Here is a 25595-nt window from a genome sequence, read left to right on the forward strand (position 1 = left end):
AAATTGTTGTAACTACGTAGCGGTAAAGTTAAACTTTATTACAAAGCTTATGAAAATATTAGTTACAGGTGCCACCGGTTTTATAGGCAGGCAACTGTGCTTAAAACTGGCACAAGCCGGTAACCACGTTATTGCGCTTTGCCGCAATACGCAGCACCCCTATCTTATACCGCATGCCAACATAGCCCCGATCAAAGGCGACATTTTAGATACAGCCAGCCTTAAAGCAGCTATACAGGATTGTGACCAGGTATACCACACAGCAGCTATGGCCAAAATGTGGTGCCGTAACCCAAACGAGTTTTATGATACCAATGTTACAGGCACTATTAATGTAATGGAGGCTGCAAAAGCTGCCGGCATAAAACGCATTGTATATACATCAACCTGCGGCGTTTGGGGGCCTACGCTAAAGCACCCCATGACGGAAGACGACCCGCGGGTAGTTGGTTTCCCGATAGCTTACGAGCGTACCAAATACCTGGCCGAGTTGGAGGTAAACAAATTTGTGGCTAATGGCCTGGATGTGGTTACGGTTAACCCTTCGCGCGTTTTTGGCGAAGGCCCCGTTACAGATAGTAACAGTGTAAGCAAAATGGTTGGCGGGTATTTAAAAGGCAAATGGCGCATCATCCCCGGTGATGGGTCGCAGATATCAAACTATGCTTACCTTGATGATGTGGTTGACGGCCACATCTTGTCAATGGAGAAAGGACTTACAGGAAACCGATATATTTTGGGTGGCGAGGACAAAAGCTTTGATGAGTTTTTTGCCACGTTGAAAGAAGTATCGGGCAAGGAACTTGGTATGATAAAAGTTCCGCAAAAGGTTATAAAGTTTTACAGCCGTATTGAGGCGCTAAAGTCACAACTGACCGGCCTGGCACCCTTCTTTTTACCTGAATTTGCCGACCGTATAAATTTCAACCAAAAATACAGTAGCCAAAAAGCTATCGACCACCTGGGCTATCGCATAACGCCATTTGCCGAGGGCATGAAACGCACTGTTAACTTTTTACGCAATAACGCCAATTGAAACCGCTACTTACCGCTATAGTTACCGGAGCCAGCGAAGGGCTGGGGAAAGCCTTCTCTGTTGAACTGGCCCGCCGTGGTATAAACCTGCTGATGGTTTCGTTACCGGGTACAGGTTTAAATCATTTGTCTACCTATCTGCAAAAAAGTTTCGATGTAAAAGCAGATTACCTGGAGCTTGACCTTACCTTGCAAGAAAGTTATACCGGGATATTTGATTACTTAAAACAAAATAACACCACAGCCCATATCCTGATCAACAACGTTGGCCTGGGAAATTGGGATTGGTTTATCGATAAGAGTACCGCCTTTTATAAAACGCAGCTTGAGCTTAATGTAATGACACCCGTAATGCTTACCCGAGTGTTTTTGGGCCAGGTTGATGATAGCGTAACATCGTACATTTTAAATGTGGGCAGCTTGGGCGGTTTGTTTGTTGTGCCTAAAAAAGCAACTTACGGCGCAAGCAAAGCCTTTATAGCCTACTTCACAAAATGTATGCAGCTGGAACTGCATGGCCGTAACGTTAAAATGAGCCTGCTTAGCCCTGGCGGTATCAATACCAAACCCGAGCTGCTAGTAATGAACCAAAAGCTGAAAGGCATAGCGGCCGCAACAATTTTTGAGGCAGAAGATGTTGCCCGCATAGCTATCGACGGTTTGTTTAAAGGCAAAAAAGAGATTGTACCCGGTGCCGCCAATAAGTTTTTAGTTACGCTGAATGGGCTGCTTCCCGCCTTTATAAAAAATGCTATTGTCAAGAGGAAGTTAAAGGATCATGGGTAAATAACATGTCATTGCGAGGAGCGCAGCGACGTGGCCATCTCCTCGCTATACATCTACCGGAATTATTTTCTGCTCGGCTCTAATACTCAATTTACGGACGGCAGTGCTACGACTCAAGCCTGTGATGTTACTTTCTTTTCTCTCAAAAGAAAGTAACCAAAGAAAAGTCGCGGCTTGGTAAAGCCCTTTCAAAGTTTCTGCGTTAGCAATGCCTGTGCTACCCGTGCGTTACACTATGCCGCATTCAGAACTGTTACGTTAAGCTTGTGCTCACAATAGCTATTACTCATATTATTTACACGACTTACTTTCCACTTATCCGCTGTAGTATATTAAAGGCCGTAGCAGGTAGCTTTACTTTGTAGCGGTAACCGCCGGGGAAAACATCTTCTTCCTTGATAAACTCATGTCCTTTTTTGGTGATCCAGAATGTTTGGGTGGCGTGCTGGCCTTTAAAATCACTTTCGTTTACCAGTTTCCAGCAATCAACTTTATGATTATCATATGTGGCAATCACTTCACTGCCCGATACTTTGTAAATGGTAAATTCGGGTTTGCCAAAGCCGGCATCATAAAAGTTTATGGCAAATGTTTTGCCGGCAGCAAGCGGCAGCATTTCAAAGGTTTCTATATCAAGGTTCCAGTTGTAGCAAGGCTCGGCAAAAATAATGGCAAATCCCTTTTTAGTATTATTGGCAACAGTATCGGCGCCGGTAACTTTATCTGCTGCCCAATTAAACGCTTTATTTTTCCCGGCAACGGTTTCCGAATGATAGATTGGCGAAAAATCACTCACTCGGTTAACTGAATATCCCGACCGATAGCTCAGCGTATCGCTGCCAAACCAATTTTGCGTTGTTACGAATACATTTTCGCCGTTGCGCTTTTGCACTTGTGTGTTGCGGAGCCATAGCCAGTATCGCAATGTTTTGGGAGATTGCGGCATTTGGAAATAAACCAGGTATTGGCGCATGCCAGGCTTCAGGGTTGATGTATTGAGGCGCTTGTCTTTTAGCCTGATGGTGTCTGTCTGGGCAAAGCCTGCCGATGCCGTTAAAAGTAAAAAGGCAACGGTTAAAAATTTAAATTGTGATGTGTTCATGTTAATGTGATGATTGATTACCGGTCGCAAATCTGCTTTTATTAGTAAGCAGTCGTGCATCAATTCAATTAAAGGGCATATATTTTTAACCATTGATCTGAGGATACACATTCAGCCATCCGTTGAATAATTGCGGCAAAGCGTTTAAGAATGTGCCGTGGCATATTAAAAGCTTTGTATTTTTAATACGTGAAAATTTTGAATAGCAAACCAACGCTGATACAGCTGCAATGGCTTATATGGGGATTTGTTTTTTTAGCAATTGCCCTATCGCTTATGCAAATGGATGGGTTTGGGCAAGCTGTTGTTTACGCTTTACTGAATACCTGCTTTTACGCGGCCATAGTTTATGGTAACATTTCATTGCTTTATAAACGTTTATATCAAAAGGGTAGAAAATTCATTTACGTCATTGCTACGGTTGCGTTTTTGTTGGGCATAGCAGCAATCAGAATGGTTGTTTCGTTGTGGGTTTACAATGCACTTTTTGCCAAACAGCCCGAGCATTTGAGTATAAAGGCCTATCTGAGTACTTTATTTGGCGGGCTTATGGTTTTTATTTTGAGCTTCGTGTTCAGGATTGCGATAGCATACTTTACGCTGAAGCGGCAGGCAGACGAAATTATAGCGCAGCGCACAGAGGCCGAACTAAATCTTTTGAAATCGCAGGTTCAGCCCCATTTTCTATTTAATACGCTCAACAACATTTATTACGAAGCTTACCTTGAAGCACCCCGCACCGCTGCACTGATTGAGCGGCTGAGCGACATTATGCGCTACTTTGTTGACGAAAGCCCCAGACAGCAGGTCAGTCTTGCCACGGAAGTTCAGTTTTTGGAAAATTACATCGCGCTCGAAAAAATCAGGATCAGGTTTAATGTAGACATCAATATTGCCGGGCAGTACCACGCCAGTACACTTGTGCCGCCCATGTTATTAATGACCTTCGTTGAGAACGTATTTAAGCATGGCATTGATAAAAGCAGTGAGTTGAACAAAGTAGACATTCGGCTTGATCAGAAAAACGACAGGCTGATCTTCAGCGTTGAAAATACATTATGCGCCAATCCCTCAACAGGCACCACAACCGGTTTCGGTTTAGCCAATTTGCGTAAACGCCTCGTATTACTTTACGGTAACAACTTTGAATTGTATACGTCAAACACCGGTAACACATTTATTGCTACCTTAAATATCCCGCTTGCATGAGCCTCCGCTGCATTATTATAGATGACGAACCAAATGCAGTAAACCTGCTGGAAGTTTTAATTGGCCAGACAACTCAATGGCAATTAGCAGGCAAGTGCTACAACGCTTTGGAGGCGCTCGACTTTTTAAGAAAGCACCCGGTCGATTTTATCTTTCTTGACATTAACATGCCGCATTTAACAGGTATGGAACTTGCCGGATTACTACCGCCCGTAACGAAAATTGTTTTCACTACAGCCTATGCCGAATACGCGGCGGAAAGCTACAGCTATAACACCATAGATTACCTGCTGAAGCCTATAACCCTAAAACGCTTTTTAGCAGCACAGCAAAAGATTGAAACTGCTTTTGAAAAAACCACACCAATGCAAGTGCAAATGGTAGACAATGAGCCGGGTTATTTCTTTGTAAAATCGGGCAAAACGTTGCAGCGTATTTTGCTGGATGATGTGTTGTACTTTGAGGGCGAAAAGGAATATGTGCGCCTGGTTACCCCCGCCAGCGACTTGTTGATATACCGCCGCCTTAAAGACATTGACGAGCAGCTAAACCTGCCTTTTGTAAGGGTACATAACTCTTATATTGTCAACTCAAAGCATATCAGCAAGGTTCAGGACAACCATATATACATCGGCACAAAACAGATACCTATAAGTGATAAGTTTAGGGATAGCTTTATGGATATCATAAAAAAGAAAATATTTTAAGCCGGGGTAAACGGTACCTATGCTTCGGTAAGTTCGCCGCGCAGGTCCATTTCCAGGTAACGCTTAACTTCTTTCGGGTCGTTCAGCTCGCCTAGCAGGTACATCATCTTGGTTACGGCCGCCTCAAAAGTCATGTCATAACCGCTGGCCACACCCATATCTTTCAGCTCCTTGCTGGTTTCGTAGCGTCCAAGTTCAACCGTACCTACCTTACACTGTGAAATATCCAAGATAACTTTACCGCTATCAATAGCCGCTTTCAGCAGGTCAACAAACCACTGGTCTGTTGTGGTATTACCTGCACCAAAAGTTTCCATAACAATACCCCGCACATCGGCAGATAAGATGGAAGATACTACCGTAGGGCTAATTCCCGGATACAATTTTAAAACCGCAACATCGCTCACCAACGTGTTATGCACTTTAAGCGTGCCCTCTCCGGGTTCACGGATATCGTTCACGCTAAAACGCAGGTGCACGCCCGACTCGGCCAGGATTGGGTAATTGGGCGAGCGGAAAGCCTCAAACTTTGATGAATTGTATTTGAACGCCCTGTTACCGCGAAAAAGCTTATAGTCGAAATAAATACACACTTCCGGTACACGAGCCCTATCGTTCTTTTTGGCTTTGGCAATTTCAATAGCCGTCATTAGGTTTTCCTTGGCATCGGTACGTACCGCGCTTATGGGCAATTGCGAGCCTGTAAATATCACCGGCTTGTTCAGGTTCTGCAGCATAAAACTTAACGCAGATGCACTGAAAGCCATCGTATCCGATCCGTGTAATATCACAAAGCCATCAACCTTTTCGTAATTGGCCTCAATCAAAGCAGCAAGCTCCGCCCAAACCTGGGGGTTCATGTTAGATGAATCGATAATCTGCTCAAACGAGTGTACCTTAATTTTACAATTAAGTTTCTCAAGTTCGGGCACGTTATCCATTATCTGCTCAAAGTTAATCGGCACCAATGTTTTGCTTATGGGGTCGCTCATCATACCGATTGTCCCTCCGGTATAAATGATAAGGATCTGGCTCATTAAATCAGGTTTATTCAATAAAAATACGCTTTTATTTACACACCAAATATCTTCTTTGAATTTTGGGTAGTAATATCAGCAACGTTATAAATTGTGGTTTGGTGCAACTGGGCCACTTTATCGGCAATGTAAGTTAGGTAAGAGCTTTCGTTAGGTTTACCCCTGTAAGGCACTGGTGTAAGGTAGGGCGAATCCGTTTCGAGCACAATATGCTCAAGGGCAATATCAGCCACAACCTTATCAAGCCCCGAATTTTTATAGGTAACAACACCGCCTATGCCAAGGTAAAAGCCAAGATCAATTATTTTATTGGCCTGCTCAAGCGTGCCAGTAAAGCAATGAAAAATACCGCGCAAAAGTTCGTCCTGCTCATCCAGCAATACCTGGTAAACCTCGTCGAACGCATCTCGGCAGTGTATCACAATAGGCAGTCGCAACTGCTTGGCCCACTTTATCTGCAGTTTAAATGCTTGTATCTGCTCCTGTAAAAAAGTTTTATCCCAGTAAAGGTCTATACCTATTTCACCGATGGCATAAATCGGCTGTTTGTGTAAAGCTGGCTGCATCAATGCCAGCTCATGCTCCCAATTTTCCTTAACAGAACATGGATGCAGGCCAAGCATAGCATAGCAGTTATCCGGATAGGCGGCTACCAAATCAAACATCAGCGGGATGGATGCAGTATCAACATTTGGTAAAAAAAGCCTGTTTACATTGCTATCAAAACAGCGCTGCATTAAAGCTGCGCGCTTTTCTTCAATGGTTTCATAATACAGATGGGTATGTGTATCAGTTAACAGCATGCTGCAAAAGTAAAAATATAGTTGTCTTTGTTTTAAAATAAACAGCTTAAACGATAGGGAATTTTAACGCAACACGTATTTTTAAGTACTTATCACTTAAGCTGCACTTATGAGCGGATTAGGAGCTCCGGAAATTATATTGATTATGGCTGCATTAGCCATATTATTTTTACCCGCCTACCTTGGCTATGTAGCAGGTTCGAAACGTACAATTGGCGGCCCGGCCGGTTTGTTGCTTGGCCTGTTCTTTAGCTATATCGGGCTCATTATAGTTTACATTTTGCCCATAACGCAACCTGTATATTATGATTTTGGTCATCGCCAGCCGCAGTCTTCATCCGCAGATGAGATAATGAAATACAAAGAACTTTATGATAGCGGTGCAATTACCGAGCAGGAATATAACACACAAAAAGCGCGGATACTTAATAGTAACAGGTAATTAAATAACTACAGATAATAAAAAAAGCCACAGCGTTTATAAACACTGTGGCTTTTGCTTTTACAGAACGCTAACGCTATTAATTTTTTCGTTTTACAGCACTGCGCTTTTTAACCGGTGCTTTGCCTTTAACACCTCTTTTTGTAGCCGGGCTAACCGCAGCTTTTTTAGGATGCGTTACCTTAACAAGTTCCACGTCAAAAACCAGCGTACTGTACGGTGCAATGGCACTGCCCCCGCCGCGCTCGCCATAGGCAAGTGCCGATGGGATGATCAACTTAGCTGTGCTGCCTTGATTTAGTAACAACAAACCTTCGTCCCAACCGGGTATTACGTTACCAGCACCTACAACAAATTTAATTGGCTCATATGTGCGGCCGGGCTGCTCAAGCCCGCCTGCCTTTGCAACAGATTCAATGCTTGAGTCGAACAGCTTCCCATCTGTAGTGCGGCCTGCATAATTTACCTCAACCGAGTCGCCGTTTACCGGCTTAATACCCGTGCCAACTTTAGTGATAACATATTTTAAGCCCGATGCAGTAGCTTTAGGCATTAGCTTTTGCTGTGCTATATAGGCATCAGCAGCTGCCTTTTCATCGGTCTTCAATTTTTCCAAACCTGCAGTACGCTCGGCCATGGCCTCATCAAGCGTTTGCACCTTCACTATCTTGATATTGAAAACTATGCTGCTGCCTTTTGCCATAAACGGCGGGCGCGCTTCTTCATGACCCTTAAAAACCGAATCGGTAGGTACGCGTACAATTGCACTATCGTTAACGGACATCAGCGGAAATATATCCATCAGGTCGCCAATGTTTGATGACGGGCGCACCTGTGTTTTTACCGGTTGGCCCTGCGCATAGGTGCTAAATAAGGTTGAATCCTTATCCGTTTTTTGAACAGCGTGGAAGGTGATCACATCATTCTGCTTGATCTTAACGCCCTGGCCCGATCCAATGATCTGGTATTGTACGCCTTTGCTTGTTTTGCCTGCTACCTGTGCATTTGCAGCCATGCCGCCAAGCAAAAGTAAAGCAATAGTATATATGGTATTTTTCATATGCAATAAAAAAGCCTTCCGGTTTTTACATCCCGGAAGGCTAAAATCATTTTCAAAATTATCTTACTGCCGGCGGCTGCGGAGCAGTTGTTTTTGGAGCGTTAGGGTTTGGCTTTACAATGTCAACCACTTCTACCTCGAACATAATAGGTGTAAACGGCGGGATAGCACCACCGGCTGCACCCTGCTCGCCATAGGCAAGCTCTGATGGTACTACGTAAGTTACTTTGGCACCTTTGTTAACCAATAGCAAACCTTCGTCCCAGCCTTTTATAACACGGCCGGCACCAACTGGTACGCGTATAGGCTCAAATTTACGCTGCGGATCAACCGGTTGTTTAGCCTTAACCAATTCATCTTTAATGTTGGTATCAAACACTTTACCATTCAGCATTTTACCAACGTAGTTTACAACAGCAGTGTCGCCAACTGCAACGTTTGCACCGCTTCCCGGTTTGGTAATAGCATAGTATAAACCGTCGGCAGTTTTGGTAGCCTTGATGTTTTTATCGGCAATGTATTTCTGGATTTTTGCCGGTTCAGCTTTTTTAATTGCTTCGGTTTGCACTTTGAAGTAATCGGAGATACGACCCTGGAAAACAGCATCAGACAAGGTACCTTTAGGAATAACCTTTTCTACCTTTACTTCATAAATAACAAATTTACCTTTGATACCCGGTGGCCTTGGGCCTTTTTTAAACATGGTATCAATGCTCAGTTTTATGGTTGCACTATCGCCTTCGCTTAGCAGCATAATACCCTGGCTGATGTCGCCTTTCTGAGCTGGTTTTTGCATCAACTGTGGCAACGGGCGGCCCATATCATAAGTGCTTCCCAAAACAGAATCTGCTTCGTTTTTAAGTGTAAGGTTTACTGCAACAAAGTCGCCTTCTTTTATAGTAGCGCCTGGCTTGTCGGTATGTATGTTATATAACAAACCGCCTTCGCCTTGTTTAAAACCGCTTTTGCAACTTGCAAAGCTTAAGGCTGCAAGGCCAATTAACATTAAGTTCTTTCTCATTTTATTTTTTACTGTATTAAAAGCTTTTTATACTCCGGTAGGATAGATTTAAATTTTGCAATGGTGTCATCTAAAGAAAGGGTTGACTGCCCGCCTGCCGCATTACGGTGGCCGCCGCCATCAAAGTACCTTTTGCAGATGTCACTTGCCGGGAACTCCCCTTTTGAACGCAGGGATAATTTTACCTTGTCGCGCCTGTCAACTATAAAGGCGGCAAGGCGTATGCTGCCAATTGATAGGGCATAGTTTACGATACCTTCAGTATCGCCGGTATTGCTATCATATTTTGCAAGGTCTTCTTTGGTAACCCAAATAAGCGCCGTATTGAACTCGGGCAATATCTCCAGCCTGTTGGCAAGGCAATGGCCCAAAAAGCGCAAACGGTTTTCTGAAGCGCTGTTGTATATCAACTCATGAATGCGCCAGTTTACAGCACCCGCATCAATCAGGTCGGCAACTATACGGTGCACTTCCGAAGTGGTATTTGGCAAACGGAACGATGCCGAATCCGTTAAGATACCTGTATAAAGGCACGTAGCAACATCTTTATTAACCAGTTCCTTTTTATGCAACGAGTTTACAATAAAATCATAAACTAGTTGTGCAGTGGCGCAGGCATTAATGTTCCAGTGGCGGTAATCATCAAAGTCTTCGGGCTCCAGGTGATGGTCAATCATTACCTTGTATGCAGCACTTGCACGTACCAGTTCGCCCATTTCGTTGATGCGGCTCAGGTTATTAAAGTCAAGGCAAAATATCAGGTTGGCTTCGGCAATTAACCGGGCCGATTGCTCGATAGTTTCGGTGTAAATAATAACGTTTTCATTACCCGGCATCCAGGCCAAAAAGTCGGGATAATCTGTAGGGGCAATAACCTGTACATGGTGGCCCAACTGAATAAGGTAGTGGTATAAACCTAAAGATGAACCCATAGCATCGCCATCAGGCTTATGATGCGTTGTTATTACAATTTTTTGAGGCTTATCTAAAAGTTCGGTAAGCGAGGTTAAATCTAACATCAATCTTTAAAAACGAGCAGCAAAGCTAAGTAAATTAATTAAATACGTGCATTATAATTACATTAAAAAGCTTTAAAATACTAAGTAAAAAACCTACTTTTGCGGCAATTTTAAGACAAATCATAATTAGCTGATTGCAACAACAATAGCAAACAGCATTACCCCAAATTATACGTAAAATATGAAAACCAACAGAACATTTACAATGATAAAGCCTGATGCAGTTGCAAACGGCCACATTGGCGCAATTTTAGACCACATAACCAAAGCCGGTTTTAAAATTATTGCACTTAAATACACTTCCCTTACGCCAGAAAAAGCCGGCGAATTTTACGCAGTACACCAGGAGCGCGGTTTCTTTAAGGATCTGGTAAACTTTATGTCATCAGGCCCTATCGTTGCTGCCATTTTAGAAAAAGATAATGCTATTGCCGATTTTCGCACGCTAATTGGCGCTACCGATCCTGCAAAAGCTGATAAAGGCACAATTCGTAACCTGTTTGCAAAATCTATTGATGCTAACGCGGTGCACGGATCTGACTCTGACGAGAACGCTGAAATAGAAGGAAACTTCTTCTTCTCAGCTTTCGAGCGTTTCTAAGCAGTACTTTTTAAAGCATAAAAAAAGAGGTTGTGACCAAGTGTTACAACCTCTTTTTTTATGCTTTATATTGTTTAAGATATAATATGTAACTAAATTTACGTTTACTAAGTAGTTAAGAATCAATTAATAGCCCCATTGTTATGAAGCTCCTTATAAAATATTTTATCTATTCTATAATAATGGTTACCCTTTTAACCATCTCGTTAAACATCTTCAGAGACCACCCCGAAGCGCAATTTGTGTTTATCTTTCCCGGGATATTCCTTGTTGTATTCTCGGAAATTATGGACGATACCTTTCGTAAAGTTAAGCAGCGTATACGTTTTTCACGAGGCAGGTAATTTTATAGAAAGATGATATCTGTAACCAATTCGGATTTTGCATCATCATTTATTTTCTGAACAATCTGGCTGCGCATCATTACCAGCTCATTCTTGATAACAGACGACTCTATCCGCAGAAATAACTTTTTATCGCGTATAAATAATTCCTTGGTACGGTTAGCTACCGATATTCCAACCAGATCTGGCCAGGCGGCTACAATACCGGTTTCATCAAACCTTCGCTTAATTTTATAAACGTTAAGCATTTGCTCAATAGCTTCCTTTATTGGCTTGTCGTTGGTTTTACGCATCAATGTTACCCTCCGCAACTTTAAACATTTGCACCTGTACGTTTATATCATCAAAAATAGTCTTCACCCGGCTTAGGCTTGTATCAGTTATCAGTACCTGCCCAAAATCATTGTTAGATACCATTTGCATCAGCTTGGTAACACGCTCATCATCCAGCTTGTCAAAAACATCATCAAGCAGCAGCAACGGTTTAAAGCCCTTTTTTTGTGTCAGAAAAGTATATTGAGCCAGCTTAAGCGCTATTAAAAATGATTTTTGCTGCCCTTGCGATCCAAACTTTTTCATGGCCATACCATGTATATTGAAAGCAAGGTCGTCTTTATGAATACCTGTGGTGGTGCGCTCCAGGATTCTATCGCGCTCAATATTTTTTTGCAATAAATTCGCAAAGCTGTCATTCAGCAACTGCGACTCATAAACCAGCTCTACCTGTTCGGCCTCGTTGGTAATAAACTTATAGTGCCTGTTAAATATCTCCGTGAAGCGTTGCATAAAGTTTCGCCGCTTTTCGAAAATACGCACGCCCGATGTTACCAGTTGCTCATCAAATATCGATAGCAGCGTTGGGTCATACCGGCCGGTATCGGCAATCTGCTTAAGCAACGAGTTGCGGTTAGCCAGCACCTTATTATACGCTATCAGTTCATCAAGATATGTACTATCCGTTTGTGATATTACATTATCAATAAACTTACGGCGCTCTTCGCTGCCTTCAATTATAATGCTGATATCATATGGCGAAACCATCACCAAAGGCAGCAATCCGATATGATCGGCCAGGCGCTGGTAATCTTTCCGGTTTCGCCTAAACTGCTTTTTTTGATTGCGTTTAACCCCGCATGCAACCACTTCCTTACCACCATTTTTTTCAAACACACCGTTTATCATAAAAAAATCGGTGCCTTGTTTAATCTGCTGGCTATCTATGGGGTTAAAATAACTTTTACAAAGCGACAGGTAATGCACAGCATCCAGTAAATTGGTTTTCCCGGCTCCGTTATTACCAACAAATGCATTTACACCCGGGCTAAGTGTAAGCTCGGCCTCGGCGTAATTTTTAAAGTTGATGAATGAGAGTTGCTGCAGATACATATATATGAGAAGGTACAAATTTAGCCTTTTTTGGGTAGATAGTTGGCCATACGCTATAGCAATATGAACGAACTGGCACAATGCCTTGATTTTGACGTTGAACGCTGGTGCTTACGCTACTCAAAATCAACTGAATTAAGGCCAAATTTAAATTTGCTTAAAAGGTTTTAAACCGTATTTTTGCAAACTTAATTTTTAAATAAAGATGTCAGCAACCGAGGTAAATACAAAGAACACTGAGCAGAAACCAATTGCTAAAACAGGTTCTTTTGTACAGGAAAACCAAAAAAGTTTATTGTTTATAGCAGCGGCCATTGTTGTAATGGTTGTTATTTATATAGCATACTTAAAATTATATCTTGCCCCGAGAGAAGTTACTGCTGCCAACCAAATGCACGTTGCACAAGATTTTTGGGCTAAAAAAGAGTGGGACAAAGCCATTAAAGGCGATGCAGGTTACCCGGGCTTCGAAAAAATCATTAGCGACTACAGCAATACAAAAGTTGCTAACCTTGCTTACTTTTACCTTGGCACAGCTTATTTAAATAAAGGCGAATACCGTAAAGCTATTGACAACCTTAACAGCTACCGCGGTGATGACAGCATGGTTGCTGCAGAAGCATTGGGCAGCATTGGTGATGCTTATGTTGAGTTGAAAGATTTTGATAAAGCAGAATCTTACTTTAAAAAAGCTGCTGATAAAGCTCAAAATAAATTTTTATCGCCTTTTTACCTTAAAAAGTTAGGGTTGGTTTACGAAGAGAAAAAAGATAAAAGTGCTGCTGCCGATACTTACAAAAAAATCAAAACTGATTATGCTGAAAGCCCTGAAGCGCAGAATATCGATGAGTATATTGCACGCGTAACGGTACAATAGTACTCAAATTACAATATTGATAGCCCGGTTTCGGGATTTATAAAATGGATATATTTATATTCACGGCGTAAATCAACTTAACCGGGCTTTTTATGTTACAGGTTTAGTACAGCTTGTAATTTATAGCAAGGCGTAAACTTGCGGCCCAATAAAACCTATGGCAACTCAATTAAAAAACCTTTCAGATTTTTCATCTGCATCAAACATACCGTCAGCAGCGGGATATACTTTTGGCATTGTAGTGGCCGAGTGGAACGCCGAAATAACCGGCGCTTTATACAACGGAGCATATCAAACACTGTTAAAATACGGTGCTGCCGAATCTGCTATACATACTTACCCGGTACCCGGCAGCTTTGAGCTAACTACTGGAGCCGAACTACTGTTAAAAACAGGCAAATTTGATGCAGTGATTTGCCTGGGTTGCGTTATACAGGGCGAAACACGCCACTTTGATTTTATTTGTGATGCCGTTGCAAATGGAGTGTCGAATGTTGCTATAAAATATTCGAAACCTGTTATATTTGGTGTACTAACCACTGATAACCAGCAACAAGCTATTGACCGTAGCGGCGGCAAACATGGCAACAAAGGCGATGAGGCAGCTGTAACCGCAATTAAAATGGCTAAAATGGCTGAGTTAACAGCCGCTTTATAGTACGTATATTTATAACTTAACACAATTATGAAAAAGGTAGCTTACATTGTACTTATTGCACTTGCACTCGGCAGCATGTCTGCCTGCTCTAATAAATTATGCCCGGCATACGGCTCTTATCCGCGCGGCAGGTAGTTGCTGATCCATTTAAGTATCTATAACTGAAACCAAGCGCAGTTTTACACTGTTGTTACTTTTAGTTAATTATATACTTTTATTTTTGTGACATGAAATGGACACCGCTTGACTCTGCCAATCAGATAGATGCAATAAAACAGCAGCAAGGCTATAGCCTTATATTTAAACATAGCACGCGTTGCTCCATCAGCATGATGGCTAAACGCCGCTTTGAGCTTGACTGGGAAAACCTGCCGGCAGATATGCCGCTTTATTTTCTTGACCTGTTAAACCACAGGGATCTTTCGGGCAAAATTGCTGCCGATTTCCAGGTACATCATGAATCACCGCAGGTATTACTTATTAAAGACGGTGAGTGCGTGTTAGACCAATCTCATGGTGCTATTTCAGTAGATGAGACATTGAGCGTAATGGCTTAATCAATTAGATAATATTTCACATCAAAATATTAAAACCCGCAAGTAGCTCTTGTGGGTTTCTTGTTTTACAGCAACCCGTAAAGGGTCTTTATACTCTTTGGGATTATATACTTTTCACTTTTCACTTTACAACAGTCAACCCTTTGTAAGCATTTTACAGCTTAATGCTTTTAAAACATTTTTACCTAAATTTGTAACATGATAGATTTGCCAGTAGTGCCGGTAAGCCAGCCGCAACGCAAGCCTGATTGGCTTAGAGTAAAGCTGCCTGTAGGAAAAGAATACGCCCACGTACGCGGATTGGTTGATACCCACAAGTTACACACCATTTGCGAGAGCGGCAATTGCCCTAACATGGGCGAGTGCTGGGGCGCCGGTACTGCAACATTTATGATATTGGGTAACATTTGTACCCGCTCCTGCTCTTTTTGTGCTGTAGCAACAGGCAGGCCGTTAGCTGTTGATATGGACGAGCCTAATCGTGTTGCCAACTCGGTAAAACTTATGCAGGTTAAACACTGCGTTATTACATCTGTAGACCGTGACGATCTCAAAGACGGCGGATCCACCATATGGGCAGAAACCATCAATGCTATCCGCCGTGAGAGCCCTGAAACTACCTTAGAAACATTACTGCCAGACTTTCGCGGCATTTGGGATAACCTTGATCGCGTAACTGCTGTACGCCCCGAGGTAGTATCACACAACCTGGAAACCGTGCGCCGCCTTACCCGCGAGGTACGTATACAGGCAAAGTATGATCGCAGCCTTGAAGCTTTAAAAAGAATTTCGGCCGAGGGGCTTCGTACAAAATCAGGCATTATGCTTGGCCTTGGCGAAACCAAAGCAGATGTGCTGGAAGCAATGCAGGATTTGCTCGACGCCGGTGTACATATACTTACACTTGGCCAGTACTTGCAGCCAACCCGTAACCATCACCCTGTGATTGACTGGATACACCCTGATCAGTTTGCGAACTATAAAGAATGGGGTTTAAAAATGGGCTTTAAGTATGTTGAGAGCGGGCCACTGGTACGTTCATCTTACCATGCCGAAAAACACTTGTTTGAAATGTAGTTAAACATTTCTATCTTTCAGACCTTTTGACCCGCAAAACCAAAATATCGCTTTCTGAAGACCAACTTGTCTTGTCGCTGCGCAATCGCGAGAAAATCGCTATTGAAGCATTGTACGACATGTATTCGGCATCATTGTATGGTGTGATTTCACGCATTGTGATTGACGAAGCCGTTGCCGAAGACGTTTTGCAGGAAACTTTTGTAAAAATCTGGCATTCGTTTAATGGTTACAGTGCCGAAAAAGGGCGTTTATTTACCTGGATGGTTAATATTGCCCGCAACCTTGCCATAGATAAAATCCGATCAAAAGATTTTAGAAATCAGAATAAAAACCAAGAGCTCGAAAATAACGTAACTTTCATAGACGAACAGAAAAACACCGTTTACAATCCTGAGTTGCTGGGCATCAAAGAATTAGTGCAAACACTAAAGCCCGAGCAAAAGTCGATTCTCGACCTTGTCTACTTTAAAGGTTATACCCATGTGGAAGCAGCTGAAGAGTTGAATATTCCGCTTGGCACCATAAAAACAAGGCTTCGACTGGCTATCCAACAACTCAGAAAACATTTTAATTGAAAGTGGAAGACATTAAGGCATATTTGGAGTCGGGTATTTTGGAACTTTATGTTCTGGGCGATGTAAGCGCAGAAGAAAAGTTACAGGTAGAAACTCTGGCTGCGCAATATCCAGTCGTGAGGCAGGAGTTAGACGAGATTGAACGGTCTTTAGAGCAATATGCCAATCAACACGCTATTACACCTTCCGAGAATCTTCAAAACAAAATATTAAACAGTACCCTTGTTAACCTTGGCGACGATCGTAGTTTTACCAAGCCGCGCAAGCACAGCGATGAGGAGATTTACGAGGATGACAACATTGTGAACATGCCGCAGCGCCAAAATGCGTTTTTCAAATATGCTTTTGCTGCCTGCCTTGCTTTGCTATTGGTTAGCGTTTATGCCATATATAATTTATACAGTAAATTACAGGATACAAACACCCAGCTCACCGCAATGCAGCTGGATAGGCAACGCATTGCCAACCAGGTAAACCTCCGCGATCAGGAACTGGAAATGTACCAGGATACCGCATTTAAAGTGTTAAGGCTGCAAGGCACTGCAAAAACGCCGCAATCGGCAATGATAGTTGCATGGAACCCTTCAAGCCAAAAGGTAATGGTTGATATGCGCAGCATGAAACTGCCAACGCATGACAAGGAACATCAATACCAGCTATGGGCACTTGTTGATGGCAAACCTGTTGATATTGGCGTATTTGACCTTCCTGCAAATGATTCTGCAGCGGTGGTTAAAGAGATGAAACCAATTGCAGCAGCACAAGCCTTTGCTGTAACACTTGAACCAAGAGGCGGTAGCATCAACCCAACACTTGACCAAATGGTTGTGTTAGGCAAATTTTAAAAATTAGAACACCCTATATCTATCCATAACGTAGAAAGTCCGGCTTGTTGAAACAGGCCAGACTTTTTCTTTTTAAGCAAGCGTGAGTTGCATAAAACTAAAACAAAATAATGTTGTTGTTGTAACTATAATCTATATGATGCGTCATATAGTCAATAGTTAGAAGTATTTAGTTCTTTATAAGATCAGTTAATAGTTAATTAAAAAATACGGATGTTTGATACTTACATCCGTATTTTTTTTGCCTTTTTTTAACTATTAAACTTTGCCATAGTTACGGGCAGCTGTTTTATTATAGCGCCCGGCAGCACTACCTGCATACGATTTGGTAAAGCCAGTTCGTCGCCAGCTTTGCCATGCAGATATACACCTAAAAGGCATGCATGCAAAGGGCTGTACGTTTGCGACAACAGTGCTGTTATAATTCCTGTAAGCACATCGCCCATACCACCGCTGGCCATAGCCGGGTTGCCTGTGCTGTTAAAATATAGTTTGCCGTTTGGCGCAGCAGTTATGGTAAAATCATTTTTAAGGATGATGTGCAAACCCAGCTCAATAGCTTTCTTTTTTGCAGTTTGCAAACGCTGCCACCAATTTTTATGCTCGCCAAAAAGCCGGTCAAACTCTTTCATATGAGGCGTAATAACACTGGCTTTAGGTAACTTTGCTAACAACTCATTATTCCCGGCCAGCACATTTAAGGCATCTGCATCTACTACAATTGGCTTGTTAAACTTTTCGCTAATGGCCTTTAGCAATGCCAGGGTATCATCTCCTTTGCCAATACCCGGCCCTACCCCTATTGTGGTAAACTTATCCCAATCCACTTCAGGTAACTTGTCCGATTCGCGTAGCACAACCATTACTTCCGGTTGATAGCTGTTAAGCGCCGTTAATCCGCGTTGCGGGATACAAGCAGTAGTAAGCCCCGCCCCTGCGTGCGCACAAGCTGATGAGGACAGCAAGGCCGCCCCCATGGTTTCATCTTTACCGGCAATAATAAGTGCATGACCATAGGTGCCTTTATGGCTAAAGCGCCCACGCGCTTTATAAATCTGCCTGATGTCCTGCTCCTCTATATAATAATAGGTCGTATCAACCTGACATAAAAAATCCTGACTCAAACCTATTTGCACTACCTCGCATTTATGCATAAAAGCAGCACTTTCGGGCAGCAAGAAATTTATTTTAGGCAGCTGAAAGGTAATAACCAAGTCGGCTTTCAAAACCGTAGCATCGTCTGGTATATCTCCCTCTGTATAAAAACCAGTGGGCACGTCAACCGCTACCTTTGTGGCATCAATGGTGTTTAAATGCTCAACCAGTTTTTTGTAATCGCCCGCTAAAGGTTTGTTTAAGCCACTTCCCAGTAAGGCATCTATAATGATTTCTGCAGTTTCGCTGGGTAATTCAGCACCCGATGTCAACTCGTTAACTTGTATGTTAGCTGCTTTAAGTCGTTCCAAATTCGTTTGAAAATTTGCTGTAGCCTTTTCAGAGAATCTTGCTACAAAAACCGACAGATTGCAAAAGCTGTGCTCACAAAGTAACCGGGCGATAGCCAAGCCGTCGCCACCGTTGTTGCCGGTGCCACAATACACGCTGATGGCTTGTTCCTTATCCTGAAAATGATTAACAAACCAGCCAACAAATGCCTTCGATGCACGCTCCATCAAATCTATAGAACTTATGGGCTCGTTAGCAATGGTATAAGCATCCGCCTCGCGGATTTGTGAAGAAACAAGTAAAGGTAACATATATCCTAAAGGTAGGACTTATGTGTTTTGTTTGGAATAGTTGCGGTTTGAGCCTGTAGAAGAACCATCAGCTTTCAATGTTTCGACAAGCTCAACAAGACGCTATTTTCAGTGTCAGGCTGAGCCTGTCGAAGCCCTGTAGCGCTTATGTTATCCTACTTTATCCCCATTTCCTTTTTAAGAAATCTGCCGGTAAAGCTGTCTTTAACTTTGCATAAACCTTCAGGTGTACCGCTGAAAAGAATTTTACCACCGCCAGAGCCACCTTCTGGGCCAAGGTCAATTACATGGTCTACTACTTTTATCACGTCGAGGTTGTGCTCAATAACAAGTACTGTATTACCTTTATCAACTAACTGATTAATTACACCAAGCAGTACGTTAATATCCTCGAAGTGCAAACCGGTGGTAGGTTCATCTAAAATATAGAAAGTGTTACCGGTATCTTTCTTGGAAAGCTCGGTAGCAAGTTTAACACGCTGCGCCTCACCGCCTGACAAAGTTGTTGACGCCTGCCCTAAAGTGATGTAACCCAAGCCTACATCATTAAGTGTTTTTACTTTACGGTATATAGACGGGATGTGCTCGAAGAATGGTGTGGCATCCTCAATGCTCATATCAAGCACATCGCTTATTGATTTGCCGCGATAACGCACCTCAAGAGTTTCGCGATTATAACGGCGACCCTGGCATTCTTCACACGGCACCTGCACATCGGGTAAAAAGTTCATTTCAATAACCTTCATACCGGCACCCTGGCAGGTTTCGCAACGGCCACCTTTAACGTTGAATGAAAAACGACCGGGCTTATAGCCGCGTATACGCGATTCGGGCAGAGCCACAAACAGGTTCCTGATATCAGAGAATACACCCGTGTAGGTAGCCGGGTTTGAGCGCGGTGTACGGCCAATAGGTGTTTGATCTATCTCTATTACCTTATCTATATGCTCCAACCCCTCAACTTTATCGTAAGGAAGCGGATGCTTTTTAGCGCGGAAAAAATGATGATTAAGGATAGGATACAGCGTTTCGGTAATTAAACTTGATTTACCACTACCCGATACACCTGTCACTCCAATCAGCTTACCTAACGGAAAATCGACAGAAACTTTCTTGAGGTTATGGCCGGTTGCCTTTTTAAGGCTTAATACTTTCGCGTTACCTTCGCGGCGTTTCTTAGGTATAGCAATCTCGCGCTCCCCGTTGATGTATGAGGTGGTAAGCGTATGCTTTTGCATCAGCTGCTCGGGCGTACCTTCGGCAACAACCTGCCCGCCGTGTACCCCTGCCGCCGGCCCCATGTCAATAACATGGTCGGCTTCCAAAATCATATCCTTATCGTGCTCAACAACCAGTACGGTATTGCCCAGGTCGCGCAGGTTTTTAAGGGCGTTTATCAAACGCTCGTTATCACGCTGGTGCAAACCTATACTTGGCTCGTCCAAGATGTACATTACGTTCATTAATTGCGACCCAATTTGCGTGGCCAGCCTTATGCGCTGCGCCTCACCGCCCGAAAGCGTTTTGGCCGTACGATCAAGCGTTAGGTAACTTAAGCCAACATCAAGCAAAAAGCCTATGCGTGCGCGTATTTCTTTCAGTATTTCTTTGGCAATAACATTCTGGCGGTCGTTAAGGCGGTCTTCCAGGCCGTTAAACCATTTGTCGAGCGTGGTGATATCCATTGTAGCCAGCTCGAAGATATTTTTTTCGTCAACCTTGAAGTGCAGCGACTCTTTTTTGAGCCTCGCACCATGACAGGTGGGGCAGGTTTTGAGTACACGATAGTTTTCCATATCGTCCATCCCCTCATCACCGCGACGCTCCTGCTGTTCTTCCAGCATCCTGATTATACCATCAAAAGTAATCTGGTAACTCTGTACGTTATACTTATTGTATTCAACAGCCACCGTAATTATATCCGCGGCTCCATTCAGGATAATATCAATGTGCTCGCGGCTAAGCTTTTCTACCGGGGTTGATAGCGAGAACTCGTACTTCTTACCAAGGGCCTTTAAAACCTGGAAAATCCATGTTTCGCGGTACTCGCCAATTGGGGCCAGGCCACCGTTAACAATACTCAGTTTTGGATTGGGAATTACAGATGCCTCATCAACCTCAAAAATATAGCCCAGTCCGTTACATTTTTCGCAAGCACCATAAGGCGAGTTGAAAGAAAACGTATTGGGCTGCGGCTCGTCATAAGATATGCCCGATACCGGGTCCATCAAAAACTTACTGAAGTAAGCAACATTGTTATCCTTATCAGCAATACGAATAATACCTTTTGCGGTTTTTAAAGCCGACTGTACAGAAGTATAAAGCCGTTTATAATCAGCCTGGCTTACCACAAGGCGGTCAACCACAATATCGATGTCATGGATCTTATAGCGATCCAACTGCATTTTAGGCTCTACATCAACAATAGCACCGTCAACATAAACCTTTAAATAACCTTGCTTGCGTATCTGCTCAAAAAGTTCACGGTAATGGCCTTTACGGGCCTTTACCACAGGTGCCAGGATATTTACCGGCTGCCCGTCAAACTTTTCCATGATGGTTTTAAGGATCTGGTCTTCACTCATGCGCTCCATCTTCTCGCCTGTGGTGTACGAGTAAGCATCGCCCGCTCGGGCAAACAAAAGGCGCATAAAATCATAGATCTCGGTGATAGTTCCTACTGTCGACCTTGGATTTTTGCTGGTGGTTTTCTGCTCTATAGCAATTACCGGGCTCAGGCCTGACACCTTATCAACGTCCGGGCGCTCCATGCCGCCCATAAACTGGCGCGAGTAGGCCGAAAACGTTTCCATATAACGGCGTTGGCCCTCGGCGTAAATTGTGTCGAAAGCCAGGGATGACTTACCGCTGCCGCTTAAACCGGTTATAACAACCAGTTGATTGCGCGGAAACTTAATGTCTATATTTTTTAAGTTATGCACCCGGGCACCATACACCTCAACTTCACTTTGCTCGCCCAGATCTAAAGGTTTTTTGCTCATATATCTCTCAGGAAACGTATTTAACCCGGCTTAGTTTGCACCCGGCATAATTACTAAAAAACTTGGCAAAGATAGGCAAAAGCAGCGGACTTTCATAGGGTTAGCTACGAAGCCACAAACCGGTAAATGTAAAATTTAAGGCGATCTAAATTTTAATTAGACGTTATGGAATATGAGCTTATGGCCGTTCTATCAGGCACACCGCATAGGCTACTACACCCTCTTCCCTGCCTATAAAACCCATTTGCTCATTAGTGGTAGCTTTGATGGAAATGTCTTCCTCGCTGATGCCTGCAGCCTTTGCAATGTGGGTTTTCATAGCCGGTATATGCGGGTTGATCTTTGGTGCTTCCAGGCATACCATTGCATCAATGTTGCCTATCACCCAACTCTTGTCGGCAAGCAGTGCAACTACATGCTGCAGCAATACAAGACTGCTTATGCCTTTCCAACGGTTGTCTGTATTGGAGAAATGAAAACCTATATCGCGCAGATTGGCTGCGCCAAGCAGGGCATCACATATAGCGTGCAACAGTACGTCGGCGTCCGAGTGTCCGTAAGCGCCAGATGTATGCTCAAGATGTACGCCGCCCAATATAAACGGATGTTGTGCTTTCAACTGGTGTACGTCGAAACCAAAACCAACTTTAATTTTAGCCATTATTTTTTATCTGCATTGGTTGTGCCGCCAAAACTGGCCGACAGCGTAAACCTGAGCGTATTTGCCAGCGGGCTGTTTTTTTGGCTGGCCGCCAGGTATGAAAAATCGAATTTAAAAACGTCGTACTTAACGCCTAAACCCATAGTGGCATAATGCCTGCCGCCCTTTGCAGGGTTTTCATAAAAGTAGCCCGCACGCAGGGCAAACAAATCATTGTACCAGTACTCGGCGCCAGGCGAAAAGGTTATTTCCTTAAACTCCTCGCTAAAGCCACCCGGTGCATCGCCAAATGATTTGAATATGCCCGATGGCACAGATACGCCATCATCACTAATGCGATTGCCGTTTGAATCGAAACGCGGCGTAGGCACAAGCAGTTTATTAATATCAAATGTTACGGTAAACTTATTTACATCATCAAGCAGCCAGGTATTTGCTGCACCTATCTTTAAATTTGCAGGTAAAAAGTAGCTTGGCCCAACATCGCTATAGCTTATTTTAGAACCTATATTTGAGATGTTTGTACCAAACGAGAAGATAGCATTATTACCGTAGGGCTTGGTGTAATACATGGATACACCGGCAGATACTGCATGCCCAGCATTACTTTGAATGGCCGAACTACCCCCAAAGCTACCGTTTGAGTAATTTGAATAGATATAACGAAGCGTTAAACCCAATGAAAGGTTGTTGCCAAACTTACGCGCAAATGATCCGTCTAAAGAAAACTCGCTTGGGCGGTAAGTACCCTGATCTACCTGCTGCTGGTCGATAAGCTGTATCGACCCAAGATTAAAATACCTTAACGACAAGCCTAAACTGTTGCGCTCATCTATTTTATGCGCATAGCTAAGGTAGGCGAGGCTTACATCGGGCACCAATTGGCGCAACCATGGACTGTAAGATAATGAAAGGTCGTGGTTGTTTTCTAAAAAGGCCAGCTTTGCCGGATTCCAGTAGTTGGCATTCACATCCGGCGATAAGGCAACACCTGCATCGCCCATAGCACCGGAGCGCGAGTCGGGCGCGATGTTTAAAAATGATACTACGGTTGATATTGCATTTGCACCGCTGCCATTGGGGTTTGCACCATTTTGTGCATATACGGCAACCGGCAACGTGACTAAGGCACAAAGGGTTAAAGCCTTGCTGTTAAAAAACTTCATTGGGTGCAATTTAGTGCTATTATTTAAATTAATAAAGACAATGCCTTTCGCAATTTATACAAATGCAGGGCAGATAGTGTGTAATATCAACAAATTAATGTAACTCAAATATTAATTATCTCGTTTAACAGTAGCATGGTAAGGTTGCAAACAAAATACACCGTTTAATGCGGTGTATTTATGATTGATTTTTTTAAATTTACCTCCAATATATTTTTGCAAGAATATGAAAGTACTTTTTACTAACACTGCTTTGGTGTTGTTGAGCTTGGGCGCAGTGCTTAGTGGCTGTAGCAAAAAGCAAACCTCATCAAAAACCGGGTTAGCTTATAACGACCGCACAAATGGTGGTTATGTGCGCTACAGGCAAACACACCCCTCGCCGGGCCCCGGCCTTGTGCCAATTGAGGGCGGTACGTTTGTGCTTGGCGGCAGTGCCGACCAGGACGTATCGTACGAATATAACAACGTGCGCCGCAGGGTTACCGTACCATCATTTTACATGGACGAAACTGAGGTATCAAACCAGGACTGGCTTGATTACCTGCACTGGATAAACATAACTTTCCCTGATGACAGGGAGCTTTACTACAATGCCATCCCGGATACACTGGTTTGGCGTCGCCCGTTGTCATACAACGAACCCTGGGTTGAAAACTACCTGCGTCACCCAGCTTTTCAGGATTACCCGGTTGTTGGTGTAACCTGGGACCAGGTACAAGATTATTGCGTTTGGCGTACCGACCGCACCAACGAAAATATTTTGCGTAAAGGCGGCCAGATGGTTACCTGGAAAGATGCCTCAAAACCGGGCTCGCCTGCTGTTGCCGGCAGCCAGCCATTTAACACCGATATTTACCTTAACGGGCAAATGCGTGGTGCAGGTATAGATGGTAAGAACATGCCACGTGACCTAAGCCCGTCAAGAGGAACCGGCGCTGCTGCAACTGGTAAAAATGGCCCAAGGCGCCCTGTACGTTTGGAGGATGGTATCCTTAAATCGGGCTATCGTTTACCTTCGGAAGCGGAGTGGGAGTATGCTGCACTTGCTTTAGCTGGTAATACACAATTCGAAAACATTAATGATGGTAAAATATACCCATGGAACGGCCTGGGTGTACGCTCACCAAATCGCAGCACACGTGGTTTAATATTGGCAAACTTCCGTCGCGGATCTGGTGATAATGCCGGTGTTGGCGGTGGCCTAAATGACAAGGCAGATATCACGGCACCTGTACGCTCGTTCCCTCCTAACGATTTTGGCTTGTACCAAATGGCGGGTAACGTAAATGAGTGGGTAGCCGATACCTATCGCCAAACCACATTTGAGGATGTGAACGATTTTAACCCTTTCCGTGGTAACGAGTATACCAATAAACGCCTTGAAGACCCTGCACGTGGCCTTTATGCAAAAGATAAATATGGCCGCCCTATAAAAGACCCGGCAAAGGCTGCCAAAAAACTTAAATACAGCGAGCTGCTTGCATTGCAAAACGGCCAAAACCCGGCTGGGGCTAACCAGGCTGCTCCGGGCACGCCAAATGCAGCGCCTGGCACACCTGCTGCCAACTCAATTGCCGGCAAACCATTTACTGCCGACTTAAGAGGCTATGGTGATACGGTGAATACGGCGCTTTACGGCAACACCACACTGGTAAGCGACCACTCAAAGGTTTACAAAGGCGGCTCGTGGAATGATATGGCATACTGGTTAAACCCGGCAACACGTCGATATATGAACCAGGATGATGCCAGCGCTGAAGTTGGTTTCCGTTGCGCCATGACAATGGTTGGTGCGCCGGAGATAAACCCTCGCGGTAAACCTCATTTCCAGGTAAAGAAAGCTAAATAGAAATTATAATTTA

26 protein-coding genes are annotated in these 25595 nt (G+C 43.6%); 14 read left to right on the plus strand and 12 right to left on the minus strand.

The genetic code is table 11. The features are described from left to right. Nucleotides 1-49: 49 nt before the first annotated feature. On the plus strand, nucleotides 50-1036 hold the full coding sequence (locus tag FPZ43_RS04995; RefSeq protein WP_146380758.1) for an SDR family NAD(P)-dependent oxidoreductase: 987 nt from the start codon (nucleotides 50-52) through the stop codon (nucleotides 1034-1036). Further along, complete coding sequence (locus FPZ43_RS05000; RefSeq protein ID WP_146380759.1) at nucleotides 1033-1821, plus strand: SDR family NAD(P)-dependent oxidoreductase; 789 nt, start codon at nucleotides 1033-1035, stop codon at nucleotides 1819-1821. Before FPZ43_RS04995 ends, FPZ43_RS05000 begins: the two co-directional genes overlap by 4 nt. Before the next feature lie 304 nt (nucleotides 1822-2125). Here the strand turns inward: FPZ43_RS05000 and FPZ43_RS05005 are convergent, their stop codons facing one another. Then, complete coding sequence (locus FPZ43_RS05005; protein WP_146380760.1) at nucleotides 2126-2923, minus strand: DUF3108 domain-containing protein; 798 nt, start codon at nucleotides 2921-2923, stop codon at nucleotides 2126-2128. Between the two features lie 189 nt (nucleotides 2924-3112). Here FPZ43_RS05005 and FPZ43_RS05010 point away from each other — a divergent pair, with 189 nt between their 5' ends. Together FPZ43_RS05010 and FPZ43_RS05015 are read left to right on the plus strand one after the other, a co-directional pair. Further along, nucleotides 3113-4132, plus strand: coding sequence for a sensor histidine kinase (locus tag FPZ43_RS05010; protein ID WP_146380761.1), 1020 nt, complete (start codon nucleotides 3113-3115; stop codon nucleotides 4130-4132). Further along, nucleotides 4129-4839, plus strand: coding sequence for a LytR/AlgR family response regulator transcription factor (locus FPZ43_RS05015; protein ID WP_146380762.1), 711 nt, complete (start codon nucleotides 4129-4131; stop codon nucleotides 4837-4839). The genes FPZ43_RS05010 and FPZ43_RS05015 overlap by 4 nt, the downstream gene beginning before the upstream one ends. Before the next feature lie 17 nt (nucleotides 4840-4856). On the opposite strand, the gene FPZ43_RS05020 is transcribed toward FPZ43_RS05015, so the two are convergent. Continuing rightward, nucleotides 4857-5876 carry an asparaginase gene (locus FPZ43_RS05020; protein WP_146380763.1) on the minus strand — a complete coding sequence of 340 codons (1020 nt, stop codon included), beginning with the start codon at nucleotides 5874-5876 and terminating at the stop codon, nucleotides 4857-4859. Between the two features lie 35 nt (nucleotides 5877-5911). Then, nucleotides 5912-6679 carry a TatD family hydrolase gene (locus FPZ43_RS05025; protein WP_146380764.1) on the minus strand — a complete coding sequence of 256 codons (768 nt, stop codon included), beginning with the start codon at nucleotides 6677-6679 and terminating at the stop codon, nucleotides 5912-5914. 109 nt (nucleotides 6680-6788) lie between these two features. Between FPZ43_RS05025 and FPZ43_RS05030 the strand changes: the two genes are divergently transcribed. Further along, nucleotides 6789-7121: an SHOCT domain-containing protein gene (locus FPZ43_RS05030; protein WP_146380765.1), complete on the plus strand. Its 333-nt coding sequence runs from the start codon at nucleotides 6789-6791 to the stop codon at nucleotides 7119-7121. A gap of 79 nt (nucleotides 7122-7200) precedes the next feature. On the opposite strand, the gene FPZ43_RS05035 is transcribed toward FPZ43_RS05030, so the two are convergent. From FPZ43_RS05035 to FPZ43_RS05045, 3 genes are read right to left on the minus strand one after another with little or no spacing between them, the layout of a single operon-like run. Then, the gene (locus tag FPZ43_RS05035; protein WP_146380766.1) at nucleotides 7201-8181 is read right to left on the minus strand and encodes an FKBP-type peptidyl-prolyl cis-trans isomerase; all 981 of its coding nucleotides are present in this window, start codon (nucleotides 8179-8181) and stop codon (nucleotides 7201-7203) included. Between the two features lie 58 nt (nucleotides 8182-8239). Continuing rightward, nucleotides 8240-9202, minus strand: coding sequence for an FKBP-type peptidyl-prolyl cis-trans isomerase (locus tag FPZ43_RS05040; protein WP_146380767.1), 963 nt, complete (start codon nucleotides 9200-9202; stop codon nucleotides 8240-8242). An 8-nt stretch (nucleotides 9203-9210) separates the two neighbouring features. Further along, nucleotides 9211-10221, minus strand: coding sequence for a DHH family phosphoesterase (locus FPZ43_RS05045; RefSeq protein ID WP_146380768.1), 1011 nt, complete (start codon nucleotides 10219-10221; stop codon nucleotides 9211-9213). A gap of 181 nt (nucleotides 10222-10402) precedes the next feature. Between FPZ43_RS05045 and FPZ43_RS05050 the strand changes: the two genes are divergently transcribed. Then, entirely contained in the window at nucleotides 10403-10822 is a 420-nt protein-coding gene (locus FPZ43_RS05050) for a nucleoside-diphosphate kinase (RefSeq protein WP_146380769.1), read from the plus strand. A gap of 182 nt (nucleotides 10823-11004) precedes the next feature. Further along, the gene (locus tag FPZ43_RS19225; protein WP_186461766.1) at nucleotides 11005-11166 is read left to right on the plus strand and encodes a hypothetical protein; all 162 of its coding nucleotides are present in this window, start codon (nucleotides 11005-11007) and stop codon (nucleotides 11164-11166) included. A gap of 2 nt (nucleotides 11167-11168) precedes the next feature. Here the strand turns inward: FPZ43_RS19225 and FPZ43_RS05055 are convergent, their stop codons facing one another. Next, entirely contained in the window at nucleotides 11169-11459 is a 291-nt protein-coding gene (locus FPZ43_RS05055; protein WP_146380770.1) for a DUF721 domain-containing protein, read from the minus strand. Further along, nucleotides 11452-12552, minus strand: coding sequence for a DNA replication/repair protein RecF (recF, locus tag FPZ43_RS05060; RefSeq protein WP_146380771.1), 1101 nt, complete (start codon nucleotides 12550-12552; stop codon nucleotides 11452-11454). The genes FPZ43_RS05055 and recF overlap by 8 nt, the downstream gene beginning before the upstream one ends. 205 nt (nucleotides 12553-12757) lie before the next feature. Between recF and FPZ43_RS05065 the strand changes: the two genes are divergently transcribed. The 6 genes from FPZ43_RS05065 to FPZ43_RS05090 all read left to right on the plus strand — a co-directional run bounded on the left by FPZ43_RS05065 (nucleotide 12758) and on the right by FPZ43_RS05090 (nucleotide 17144). Beyond that, nucleotides 12758-13429, plus strand: a complete 672-nt coding sequence (locus FPZ43_RS05065; RefSeq protein ID WP_146380772.1) for a tetratricopeptide repeat protein — start codon at nucleotides 12758-12760, stop codon at nucleotides 13427-13429. Between the two features lie 157 nt (nucleotides 13430-13586). Next, nucleotides 13587-14087, plus strand: coding sequence for a 6,7-dimethyl-8-ribityllumazine synthase (gene ribH / locus FPZ43_RS05070; protein WP_146380773.1), 501 nt, complete (start codon nucleotides 13587-13589; stop codon nucleotides 14085-14087). Between the two features lie 227 nt (nucleotides 14088-14314). Continuing rightward, nucleotides 14315-14644 (plus strand): bacillithiol system redox-active protein YtxJ, encoded by a 330-nt coding sequence (gene ytxJ, locus FPZ43_RS05075; RefSeq protein ID WP_146380774.1) that lies wholly within the window; start codon nucleotides 14315-14317, stop codon nucleotides 14642-14644. 198 nt (nucleotides 14645-14842) lie between these two features. Then, nucleotides 14843-15721 carry a lipoyl synthase gene (lipA, locus tag FPZ43_RS05080; RefSeq protein WP_146380775.1) on the plus strand — a complete coding sequence of 293 codons (879 nt, stop codon included), beginning with the start codon at nucleotides 14843-14845 and terminating at the stop codon, nucleotides 15719-15721. A gap of 26 nt (nucleotides 15722-15747) precedes the next feature. Continuing rightward, a complete protein-coding gene (locus tag FPZ43_RS05085; RefSeq protein ID WP_146380776.1) occupies nucleotides 15748-16299 on the plus strand; it encodes an RNA polymerase sigma factor in 552 nt (183 codons plus the stop codon). Between the two features lie 2 nt (nucleotides 16300-16301). After that, a complete protein-coding gene (locus FPZ43_RS05090; RefSeq protein WP_261381005.1) occupies nucleotides 16302-17144 on the plus strand; it encodes an anti-sigma factor in 843 nt (280 codons plus the stop codon). A gap of 251 nt (nucleotides 17145-17395) precedes the next feature. Here FPZ43_RS05090 and FPZ43_RS05095 read toward each other — a convergent pair whose 3' ends face one another. The 4 genes from FPZ43_RS05095 to porV all read right to left on the minus strand — a co-directional run bounded on the left by FPZ43_RS05095 (nucleotide 17396) and on the right by porV (nucleotide 23730). Further along, a complete protein-coding gene (locus FPZ43_RS05095; RefSeq protein ID WP_146380778.1) occupies nucleotides 17396-18901 on the minus strand; it encodes an NAD(P)H-hydrate dehydratase in 1506 nt (501 codons plus the stop codon). Between the two features lie 155 nt (nucleotides 18902-19056). Beyond that, nucleotides 19057-21903 carry an excinuclease ABC subunit UvrA gene (uvrA, locus tag FPZ43_RS05100; protein WP_146380779.1) on the minus strand — a complete coding sequence of 949 codons (2847 nt, stop codon included), beginning with the start codon at nucleotides 21901-21903 and terminating at the stop codon, nucleotides 19057-19059. Nucleotides 21904-22081: 178 nt separating this feature from the next. Next, nucleotides 22082-22564 (minus strand): 2-C-methyl-D-erythritol 2,4-cyclodiphosphate synthase, encoded by a 483-nt coding sequence (gene ispF / locus FPZ43_RS05105; protein WP_146380780.1) that lies wholly within the window; start codon nucleotides 22562-22564, stop codon nucleotides 22082-22084. After that, nucleotides 22564-23730, minus strand: coding sequence for a type IX secretion system outer membrane channel protein PorV (gene porV / locus FPZ43_RS05110; protein WP_146380781.1), 1167 nt, complete (start codon nucleotides 23728-23730; stop codon nucleotides 22564-22566). The genes ispF and porV overlap by 1 nt, the downstream gene beginning before the upstream one ends. Nucleotides 23731-23956: 226 nt before the next feature. On the opposite strand from porV, the gene FPZ43_RS05115 reads away from it, so the two are divergent. Continuing rightward, nucleotides 23957-25582 (plus strand): SUMF1/EgtB/PvdO family nonheme iron enzyme, encoded by a 1626-nt coding sequence (locus tag FPZ43_RS05115; protein ID WP_146380782.1) that lies wholly within the window; start codon nucleotides 23957-23959, stop codon nucleotides 25580-25582. Nucleotides 25583-25595 lie beyond the last annotated feature (13 nt).

Source organism: Mucilaginibacter pallidiroseus (genome assembly GCF_007846085.1).
Classification (GTDB): Bacteria; Bacteroidota; Bacteroidia; order Sphingobacteriales; family Sphingobacteriaceae; genus Mucilaginibacter; species Mucilaginibacter pallidiroseus.

Coding starts and splice junctions, on each gene's coding strand:
- FPZ43_RS05005 (WP_146380760.1), bottom strand. CDS start 2,923: ATGAACACATCACAATTTAAATTTTTAACCGTTGCCTTTTTACTTTTA.
- ribH (WP_146380773.1), top strand. CDS start 13,587: ATGGCAACTCAATTAAAAAACCTTTCAGATTTTTCATCTGCATCAAAC.
- FPZ43_RS05030 (WP_146380765.1), top strand. CDS start 6,789: ATGAGCGGATTAGGAGCTCCGGAAATTATATTGATTATGGCTGCATTA.
- FPZ43_RS05035 (WP_146380766.1), bottom strand. CDS start 8,181: ATGAAAAATACCATATATACTATTGCTTTACTTTTGCTTGGCGGCATG.
- FPZ43_RS05115 (WP_146380782.1), top strand. CDS start 23,957: ATGAAAGTACTTTTTACTAACACTGCTTTGGTGTTGTTGAGCTTGGGC.
- FPZ43_RS05025 (WP_146380764.1), bottom strand. CDS start 6,679: ATGCTGTTAACTGATACACATACCCATCTGTATTATGAAACCATTGAA.
- FPZ43_RS05050 (WP_146380769.1), top strand. CDS start 10,403: ATGAAAACCAACAGAACATTTACAATGATAAAGCCTGATGCAGTTGCA.
- ytxJ (WP_146380774.1), top strand. CDS start 14,315: ATGAAATGGACACCGCTTGACTCTGCCAATCAGATAGATGCAATAAAA.
- FPZ43_RS04995 (WP_146380758.1), top strand. CDS start 50: ATGAAAATATTAGTTACAGGTGCCACCGGTTTTATAGGCAGGCAACTG.
- FPZ43_RS05055 (WP_146380770.1), bottom strand. CDS start 11,459: ATGCGTAAAACCAACGACAAGCCAATAAAGGAAGCTATTGAGCAAATG.
- FPZ43_RS05095 (WP_146380778.1), bottom strand. CDS start 18,901: ATGTTACCTTTACTTGTTTCTTCACAAATCCGCGAGGCGGATGCTTAT.
- FPZ43_RS05020 (WP_146380763.1), bottom strand. CDS start 5,876: ATGAGCCAGATCCTTATCATTTATACCGGAGGGACAATCGGTATGATG.
- porV (WP_146380781.1), bottom strand. CDS start 23,730: ATGAAGTTTTTTAACAGCAAGGCTTTAACCCTTTGTGCCTTAGTCACG.
- FPZ43_RS05045 (WP_146380768.1), bottom strand. CDS start 10,221: ATGTTAGATTTAACCTCGCTTACCGAACTTTTAGATAAGCCTCAAAAA.
- ispF (WP_146380780.1), bottom strand. CDS start 22,564: ATGGCTAAAATTAAAGTTGGTTTTGGTTTCGACGTACACCAGTTGAAA.
- uvrA (WP_146380779.1), bottom strand. CDS start 21,903: ATGAGCAAAAAACCTTTAGATCTGGGCGAGCAAAGTGAAGTTGAGGTG.
- FPZ43_RS05065 (WP_146380772.1), top strand. CDS start 12,758: ATGTCAGCAACCGAGGTAAATACAAAGAACACTGAGCAGAAACCAATT.
- FPZ43_RS05040 (WP_146380767.1), bottom strand. CDS start 9,202: ATGAGAAAGAACTTAATGTTAATTGGCCTTGCAGCCTTAAGCTTTGCA.
- lipA (WP_146380775.1), top strand. CDS start 14,843: ATGATAGATTTGCCAGTAGTGCCGGTAAGCCAGCCGCAACGCAAGCCT.
- FPZ43_RS19225 (WP_186461766.1), top strand. CDS start 11,005: ATGGTTACCCTTTTAACCATCTCGTTAAACATCTTCAGAGACCACCCC.
- FPZ43_RS05015 (WP_146380762.1), top strand. CDS start 4,129: ATGAGCCTCCGCTGCATTATTATAGATGACGAACCAAATGCAGTAAAC.
- recF (WP_146380771.1), bottom strand. CDS start 12,552: ATGTATCTGCAGCAACTCTCATTCATCAACTTTAAAAATTACGCCGAG.